We start from the raw sequence: 7425 nt of genomic DNA, 5'->3' as shown, positions 1-7425 counted from the left end.
AAACCGCGCGACGTCAGTAGATACGCGCGAGCTTCGGCGCGAGTCGAGAGACGCCACGCCTCGATCAGACATTGCGGCGCGCGCAACGAGCCTGGCCATTGCGCGACAGGCGTGACGGCGCCGGCTTCGAATGCGCTTTGGAGTTTCCATTGCGCCGGCTCGCCATACGCGGCTTGCGGCGCTGCGGGGACGTCGGCACCGGCAGCAATGACGCTCCGGGCGCACAGATTCAGCGCCGAGTCCGCAGCGTGGAAAGCCTGCAAGTAGTCGCGCACGTTGGCGGTTGCGCGAGCAGCGGCGAGCGACGTTTCGAACCAGGCCGCCGAGGTCGCCAGCATCATGGCTGAAATCAGCAGCACGACTGGCAGAACGACGCCGCTGTGACGCATAAGCGAAACATGACTGCCGAGGCCAGGTCGAACCGGGCGTACGGGTTGCGGCTTGTTCTTACGCTGGTCGTGCTTCCCATGCGTGCGGCGCAGCGCCACCGTTGCGGGTCGCTCGATCACAGTGAAGCCCCCGCTTGATCGCGTAGCGCCACGCGCCGCGAAAAAGCTTGTCGCGGCCGCTGGTCGGCACCGAGCGTGCTGACCCCGTCACAATCGACGTAGCGTGAACGCCGCCCCTCTGGCGCACCGCGTACCTGCACGCAAACGTCGACGGCCACGATAGCCGCCCATTGATCAGCCTGAACCACTGAAGCGTCCAGCGCGCCGGGGGCGCCTGGCAGCCAGTATTTGATCCGCACTCGCTCGACGCCCTCGACGAGCGGCTGCGCGGCCCCCGGGTTGCCATTGCCCTCGCAGTAAAGCTCCGGCTCGCCGCTCGACGGGCTGATGTTGGCAAAGTACCGGTTGACCACCAGCGCGCCCTGGTCGGCGAGCATCGCGGTATTGCCGGTCACGGCTTGTCCGAGGCAGTCGGTTGCCTGCCCGCTCGTCGATGGCCACGTGGACACCCTATCTCCTACATAGCGGAGCGCGACGCCATCCGATCCGCCGGACAGTTTCGTGCACGCAATGCTGTCATCCGCGCCCGTCGGGCGTCCACGCGAACATCCGAACAACGCCGGCGGCCCTTCGTAACGCAGAACGTCCGCAGGCACGAAGCCGGCCATTTGCAGTTGCTGGCCGATCAGCGTCAGCGCCGTCAATCCGGCCTCGCGAATTCGCATCGCGTTGCTCGCCTGCTCGAACGCGCCGCGCTGCGTCGTATAGAGCGACACGGCGCCCGCCGTCACCACGAGCCCCAACGCCATGGCAATCACAAACTCGAGCAACGTGTGACCGGAAGCTGAATGCCAGCGCCGCATCATTTCGCAAACGCCAAAGCGACGCATGACGAGCCGGCGGGAACGTCCGCGCCGCCGCAGGACTCCGGCTTGTCGATCACATCATCGGTGCGTGGCATATCGTGCACGGCCGCCCATGTCACAAGCGCTGCCGACACGCCCGCGCTCTCGCCTACCGACGCTTCGCCATGTGGCAGAAGGACGTTTGCCCGTGCGCTCCATTGCCGGGTTGCAGTATCCGTTGTCGAAGGTGTGCACGCCGCCTCGGCAACGGAATCAGCGATCCACGCCGCGTGTTCGCGCATCGACATCGCGCGCGCTTGCCGTGCGGTCCATAGTTGACCGGCGATCAAGCCTAGCGCTGTGACAGCGATCAACGCGACGGCCAGCATGACCTCGATCAAGGAACTGCCGCGGCACGTCGCGGCGCAGCGGCGCGAGCTGCGGGTGGATGAATAGCGCATCATGACGCCGCTCCGCAAGCACCTTCGGCGAGCCGCGCGCGACCGCCCGCCGCAATTCGGATGCAGCGCCGCCACTTGTCGCCTTGCGTTGCCTTGGTGGGTGTGCGCGGCGCGATATCGAAACTGCGCAACGCACCGATCAGCTGGCCCGCCGGCGGCGTGAACGTGAGATTGGTCTGCACGCTGCTAATACTCACCGCAGCAAGCTGCGGTTGTGCGCGCAGCAGGGAAAGCGTGCCGCCGCGCTCCGCTAGTACAGCCCAGCCGCACGACCAGTCGGTGATGCCGTCGCCACACGGCTGTCCCGCGGGAAGGCAAGTTCGCGCCGCATCGACGCGGCACACGGTGACGCGTGCGCCGCGGCGCAACGCTTCGCTGCGCGCGTAAGCGAGCGTCGACACAAGCGCCTTGGCACGTGCGTCGACCTGATCGCGCATGTGCCACGCGACGAACGACGGCGTGGCCATGACCGCGATCACCGCCAGCAACGCGACTACGGCCAGCGTTTCGACAAGCGTGAAGCCGCCGCGCGACGGCCGGCAAAGCACATCGTATTTCATCTGCATCCCTGATCGTTTGGAAGAATGCAGCCAATCTAGCGATTCGCGGACGGCTCAACAATCGGCCGGATGGCCAGGTGGTATTCGGATGCTACTCCGCATAAAAATGCACGCGACGAACCATCACGGAGCGGGAGAGACTGATGCGCGAATTAACGCGTGGGACCGCGGCTACGCAGGAACAACGCGCGGCGCGACGGCAGTCAGCGCTTACGCGCAGGCTTGGGCGGAGAAGAGGCGCGGCGAAATTCTTCGATCACGTCTTCGAATTCGGAGACGTCTTCGAAGCGCCGGTACACGGAGGCGAAACGAACATAGGCAATGGTATCGAGCGCGCGCAACTCGTTCATGACGAGTTCGCCGAGGCGCTCGCTGCGCACCTCGCGCTCGCCGCTGCCGAGCAATTGATACTCGATGCGGGCGACCGCTGCGTCGATCGCGTCCGCCGCCACCGGGCGCTTGCGCAGCGCCAGTTGCATGCTCGCGACAATCTTGCGGCGGTCGAATTCAGTGCGGCTGCCATCCTTCTTGACGACCGACGGCAACGCCAGCTCGACCCGCTCATACGTCGTGAAACGTTTGTCGCAGGCCGGGCAGCGGCGGCGCCGGCGAATCGTCGCGCCGTCTTCGGATACGCGCGAATCGACAACCTGCGTATCGGCGTGGCGGCAGAAGGGGCAATGCATGACGGCTTACTTGTAGACCGGGAAACGCTGTGTCAACTCGGCGACCTGGCCGCGCACGCGGTCGATCGTGGCGGCGTCTTCCGGATTGTCCAGCACGTCGGCAATCAGGTTACCCACCAGCTCGGCTTCCTTGACGCCGAAGCCACGCGTGGTCATGGCCGGCGAGCCGAGACGCACGCCGCTCGTCACGAACGGCTTTTCCGGATCGTTCGGAATCGCGTTCTTGTTGACGGTGATGTGCGCCGCGCCGAGGGCCGCTTCCGCTACCTTGCCGGTGATCTTCTTCGCGCGCAGGTCGACCAGCATCACGTGGCTTTCGGTGCGGCCCGACACGATGCGCAGACCACGCTTGACCAGCGTTTCAGCCAGCACGCGCGCGTTTTCGACGACCTGCTGCTGGTACGCCTTGAATTCCGGCGACAGCGCTTCCTTGAACGCGACGGCCTTGCCGGCGATCACGTGCATCAGCGGACCACCCTGGATGCCGGGGAAGATGGCCGAGTTGATCTGCTTCTCGAACTCGGCCTTCATCAGGATCACGCCGCCGCGCGGGCCGCGCAGGCTCTTATGCGTGGTGGTGGTGACGAAGTCAGCGAACGGTACCGGATTCGGATAGACGCCCGCGGCGATCAAACCGGCGTAGTGCGCCATGTCGACCATGAAGTACGCGCCGACCGACTTGGCGATCTTCGACAGCCGTTCGAAATCGATGCGCAGCGCGAAAGCGGACGCGCCCGCCACGATCAGCTTCGGCTTGTGTTCCTGAGCCAGCTTTTCAGCGGCGTCGTAATCGATGTCTTCGGCTTCGTTCAGGCCGTAGCTCACCACGTTGAACCACTTGCCCGACATGTTGACCGGCGAACCGTGGGTCAGGTGGCCGCCGTGCGCGAGGCTCATGCCCATGATCGTGTCGCCCGGCTTGAGCATTGCGAAGAACACGCCTTGGTTCGCCTGCGAGCCGGAGTTCGGTTGCACGTTGGCCGCCTCGGCGCCGAACAGCTGCTTCACACGGTCGATCGCGAGCTGCTCGGCGATGTCGACGTACTCGCAGCCGCCGTAGTAGCGCTTGCCAGGATACCCTTCGGCGTACTTGTTGGTGAGTTGCGAGCCTTGCGCAGCCATCACAGCCGGGCTCGTGTAGTTTTCCGACGCGATCAGTTCGATGTGCTCTTCCTGACGGCGGTTTTCCTGCTCGATGACCTTCCAGAGTTCAGGATCGACGTTGGCGATGGTGCTTTGGGCTCTGTCAAACATACGGATTCCGTTGAGTGTGTTCAGGTTGACCGGATCATGCGCCGAATCTTGCGTAGAGGGTACGCAGCGCTGCTGGCGGCTGGGCCAGCCCTGACGTGGCGAATGGAGAGTCGCCGCGCACGCGAGGCAGGACAGCCACCGTCAACGCAAATAAACGCGCGCGGATCACGGCTGCCCAGGCGAACGGCAAAACGGCACCCCGCGCTTCACGGTGGGTTGTTCCACCTTGAACCCGATTGGTTGAATCGGTTCTATCGCCAGTCACGCAGGGTCGAGCGCGTTAGTTTATTGGAAGAGGATCGAATAGGCAACCGGCTTCCGGGCGCGGTGGCGCAGGCCAGCGGGTCGGGCCGCCGCGGCGCCTCCTGCAGTGCGCAAACGACATCCGCGAGCGCGTCGCGAATCCGCTGCGCGCCCCTGCCACAGCCGCTCATGCGGCTGGTCCAACCTTGCCGCAGCGCCGCATTGGAAGTAGGCTTGGGGCCTTTCTCTCTTACCAACCAGGGAACTGCAATGATTGTGTTCGTCACAGGAGCGTCCGCGGGATTCGGCGCCGCTATCGCCCGCGCCTTTGTTAAAGGCGGCCATCGCGTCGTCGCGACCGCGCGCCGCAAAGACCGTCTGCAAGCGCTCGCCGACGAACTCGGCGACGCGCTGCTGCCGTACGAGCTCGACGTGCGCGACCGCGCCGCCGTCGAAGCGGCGCCCGCTGCGCTACCGGCCGACTTCGCCGCGATCGACGTGCTGGTCAACAACGCCGGCCTTGCGCTCGGCGTCGAACCGGCGCAAAAGGCCAGTCTCGACGAATGGAACACCATGATTGAGACTAACTGCACGGGCCTCGTGCAGGTCACGCACGCGCTGCTGCCCGGCATGATCGAACGCAATCGCGGGCATATTTTCAATCTGGGCTCGGTGGCGGGCCGCTGGCCTTATGCGGGCGGCAACGTGTACGGCGCGACCAAGGCGTTCGTGCGCCAGTTCAGCCTGAACCTGCGCGCCGATCTGGCCGGCACCGCGCTGCGCGTCACTGATATCGAGCCGGGCCTGTGTGGCGGCACCGAATTCTCGAACGTGCGTTATCGCGGCGATGATGAAAAAGCCGGCAAGGTGTACGAAAACGTCCAGCCGCTGACCGCCGAAGACATCGCGGATTCGATCTACTGGATCGCCACCCGTCCGGCCCACGTCAACATCAACACGATCGAGCTGATGCCGGTAGCGCAATCGTTCGCCGGCTTGTCGATTCATCGCGGCTGAAGCCCGCCAGGCGGGGCGCACACTTTGAAACAGACCACGCGGTGTGCGTTCCGGTAAAATGCGCCGCATGAATATGTCGACCAGCCAGCCTGGCGCGGAAATCGGCTACACGTGGTCCATCCGCGTGTACTACGAAGATACCGATGCCGGCGGCATCGTGTTTTACGCCAACTACCTGAAATTTTTCGAGCGGGCGCGCACCGAATGGCTGCGCGCGTGCGGCGTCGACCAGCGCCGGCTCGCGGATGAAACAGGCGCCATTTTTATCGTGCGCAGCACCGCGCTGGACTATCGAGCGCCGGCCCGGCTTGACGACGTCATCAAAATCGTCAGCCGGATCGAGCGTCTCGGCAGGGCTTCGGTAGACTTCGCCCAGGAAGCGTGGCGTGAAGGCACGCTGCTTGCTACCGGTTCGATCCGGGTCGGCTGCGTCGACCGCGTTGCGCTGCGGCCGGCCGCGATTCCTCCTCCGGTTCTGGCCGCTTTGCGGCGCGGGCCCGGCATGGGCGATGCCGGCCTGTCAACGGACAACGCCTGAGTCCCGTTGATTCGGGGCCAGTGAACTCATACCGATCAAGCAACACCAAGCATGGTTCGGCTTGCAATACCGCCGAAGCTTCCGTTTTGCCCACGGCAAGCATCGAGCAGCCTTGCAGCCGGACGCCCCCTTCCCGGGACGTTAAAACGAACCTTTATGAACACTACACAAGATCTGTCGATCGTTTCTTTAGTACTCAACGCGAGTCTGCTGGCCCAGGCCGTGATGGCCCTGCTGTTGTTGCTGTCGCTGCTGTCCTGGACTTTCATCTTCCGCAAGTGGTTTGCGATCCGCCGTGCGCGCGCTCAAACTGAACGCTTCGAACGCGACTTCTGGTCGGGCGGCGACCTGCAGGCGCTGTACCAGAGCGCGGCGAACAACCGCCATACGATCGGCGCGCTCGAACGGATTTTCGAGTCCGGCATGCGCGAATTCCTGAAGGGCAAGGAGAAGCGCCTGAACGATCCGGGCGCGATTCTCGATGGCGCACGGCGTGCAATGCGGGCCGCGTTTCAGCGTGAAATGGACGTGCTCGAAGCCAATCTCGCGTTTCTCGCGTCGGTCGGCTCGGTCAGCCCGTACATCGGTCTGTTCGGTACGGTTTGGGGGATCATGAACGCGTTCCGCGGCCTCGCCAATGTGCAGCAGGCTACGCTTGCGAACGTCGCGCCGGGCATCGCCGAAGCGCTGACCGCCACCGCGATCGGCCTGTTCGCCGCCATTCCTGCGGTGGTCGCGTACAACCGCTACGCGCACGACATCGACCGTCTGGCGATCCGCTTCGAGACCTTCATCGAAGAGTTCTCGAACATCCTGCAACGCCAGGCACAGTAAGGAGGCCACGATGGCAGGCTCCCGCTCCTCCAGCATGCGCGGCTCGCGCTCGCGCCGCGCGATGGCCGACATCAACGTCGTGCCGTACATCGACGTGATGCTCGTGCTGCTCGTGATCTTCATGGTCACCGCGCCGCTCGTCGCTCCGTCGATCGTCAATCTGCCGACCGTCGGGGGCGCCGCGCCGCAGCAGCAAACCCCGCCCGTCATCGTCAACATTCGCGCGGATGGCAACATGAGCGTCAAGTACAAGGACGATTCCGGCGCGCAGCAGCAGGAAAACATGTCGAAAGCCGACCTGAACGGCTTCATCGCCGACCGGGCGCAATCGCATCCTGACCAGCCCGTCGTGATCGCTGCCGACAAGACCGTGAAGTACGAAGTCGTGATGAACGTGATGTCCGAGCTGAAAGCCCGCGGCGTCAAGCGCGTTGGATTGCTCGTCAAATCGCAATGATCCGCAAGAACTCCGAATACCCGCTCCAGCCACCGCGTGAACGCGGCACCGGGCGAGCCTTTGCGTTCGCGCTGGTGATGC

At 64.4% G+C, this 7425-nt stretch carries 10 protein-coding genes and 1 riboswitch; of the genes, 4 read left to right on the top strand and 6 right to left on the bottom strand.

Annotation, left to right across the window (positions count from 1 at the left end; all coding sequences use genetic code 11):
• The 6 genes from CIC12_RS07000 to glyA all read right to left on the bottom strand — a co-directional run.
• The coding region (locus CIC12_RS07000) for a pilus assembly PilX family protein (RefSeq protein ID WP_446727991.1) at window positions 1-389 on the bottom strand (389 nt) is incomplete at its 3' end.
• Between the two features lie 116 nt (window positions 390-505).
• Entirely contained in the window at window positions 506-1315 is an 810-nt protein-coding gene (locus CIC12_RS06995; RefSeq protein ID WP_238812415.1) for a PilW family protein, read from the bottom strand.
• A complete protein-coding gene (locus tag CIC12_RS32960; RefSeq protein WP_342030507.1) occupies window positions 1312-1695 on the bottom strand; it encodes a type IV pilus modification PilV family protein in 384 nt (127 codons plus the stop codon). The genes CIC12_RS06995 and CIC12_RS32960 overlap by 4 nt, the downstream gene beginning before the upstream one ends.
• A gap of 59 nt (window positions 1696-1754) precedes the next feature.
• Entirely contained in the window at window positions 1755-2321 is a 567-nt protein-coding gene (locus tag CIC12_RS06990) for a GspH/FimT family pseudopilin (protein WP_446727990.1), read from the bottom strand.
• A gap of 197 nt (window positions 2322-2518) precedes the next feature.
• Window positions 2519-3001 carry a transcriptional regulator NrdR gene (nrdR, locus tag CIC12_RS06985; RefSeq protein ID WP_042328342.1) on the bottom strand — a complete coding sequence of 161 codons (483 nt, stop codon included), beginning with the start codon at window positions 2999-3001 and terminating at the stop codon, window positions 2519-2521.
• A 6-nt stretch (window positions 3002-3007) separates the two neighbouring features.
• Window positions 3008-4255, bottom strand: coding sequence for a serine hydroxymethyltransferase (gene glyA / locus CIC12_RS06980; RefSeq protein WP_168663437.1), 1248 nt, complete (start codon window positions 4253-4255; stop codon window positions 3008-3010).
• Between the two features lie 166 nt (window positions 4256-4421).
• Window positions 4422-4530: riboswitch (ZMP/ZTP riboswitch) on the bottom strand.
• Between the two features lie 238 nt (window positions 4531-4768).
• On the opposite strand from glyA, the gene ydfG reads away from it, so the two are divergent.
• The 4 genes from ydfG (at window position 4769) to tolR (ending at window position 7344) form a co-directional block, all read left to right on the top strand.
• Window positions 4769-5515 carry a bifunctional NADP-dependent 3-hydroxy acid dehydrogenase/3-hydroxypropionate dehydrogenase YdfG gene (ydfG, locus tag CIC12_RS06975; RefSeq protein ID WP_168663435.1) on the top strand — a complete coding sequence of 249 codons (747 nt, stop codon included), beginning with the start codon at window positions 4769-4771 and terminating at the stop codon, window positions 5513-5515.
• Window positions 5516-5573: 58 nt separating this feature from the next.
• Entirely contained in the window at window positions 5574-6053 is a 480-nt protein-coding gene (ybgC, locus tag CIC12_RS06970; RefSeq protein ID WP_168663432.1) for a tol-pal system-associated acyl-CoA thioesterase, read from the top strand.
• 156 nt (window positions 6054-6209) lie between these two features.
• The gene (gene tolQ / locus CIC12_RS06965; RefSeq protein ID WP_007179119.1) at window positions 6210-6887 is read left to right on the top strand and encodes a protein TolQ; all 678 of its coding nucleotides are present in this window, start codon (window positions 6210-6212) and stop codon (window positions 6885-6887) included.
• A 10-nt stretch (window positions 6888-6897) separates the two neighbouring features.
• Window positions 6898-7344 carry a protein TolR gene (gene tolR, locus CIC12_RS06960; RefSeq protein ID WP_168663430.1) on the top strand — a complete coding sequence of 149 codons (447 nt, stop codon included), beginning with the start codon at window positions 6898-6900 and terminating at the stop codon, window positions 7342-7344.
• Window positions 7345-7425 lie beyond the last annotated feature (81 nt).

It is taken from the genome of Paraburkholderia sp. SG-MS1, from assembly GCF_012275575.1.
In the GTDB taxonomy this organism is placed as follows: Bacteria; Pseudomonadota; Gammaproteobacteria; order Burkholderiales; family Burkholderiaceae; genus Paraburkholderia.
This window is presented reverse-complemented; position numbering and strand designations above follow the sequence as displayed.

Coding starts and splice junctions, on each gene's coding strand:
- CIC12_RS06995 (WP_238812415.1), bottom strand. CDS start 1,315: ATGATGCGGCGCTGGCATTCAGCTTCCGGTCACACGTTGCTCGAGTTT.
- nrdR (WP_042328342.1), bottom strand. CDS start 3,001: ATGCATTGCCCCTTCTGCCGCCACGCCGATACGCAGGTTGTCGATTCG.
- ybgC (WP_168663432.1), top strand. CDS start 5,574: ATGCGCCGCATGAATATGTCGACCAGCCAGCCTGGCGCGGAAATCGGC.
- tolQ (WP_007179119.1), top strand. CDS start 6,210: ATGAACACTACACAAGATCTGTCGATCGTTTCTTTAGTACTCAACGCG.
- glyA (WP_168663437.1), bottom strand. CDS start 4,255: ATGTTTGACAGAGCCCAAAGCACCATCGCCAACGTCGATCCTGAACTC.
- CIC12_RS06990 (WP_446727990.1), bottom strand. CDS start 2,321: ATGCAGATGAAATACGATGTGCTTTGCCGGCCGTCGCGCGGCGGCTTC.
- tolR (WP_168663430.1), top strand. CDS start 6,898: ATGGCAGGCTCCCGCTCCTCCAGCATGCGCGGCTCGCGCTCGCGCCGC.
- ydfG (WP_168663435.1), top strand. CDS start 4,769: ATGATTGTGTTCGTCACAGGAGCGTCCGCGGGATTCGGCGCCGCTATC.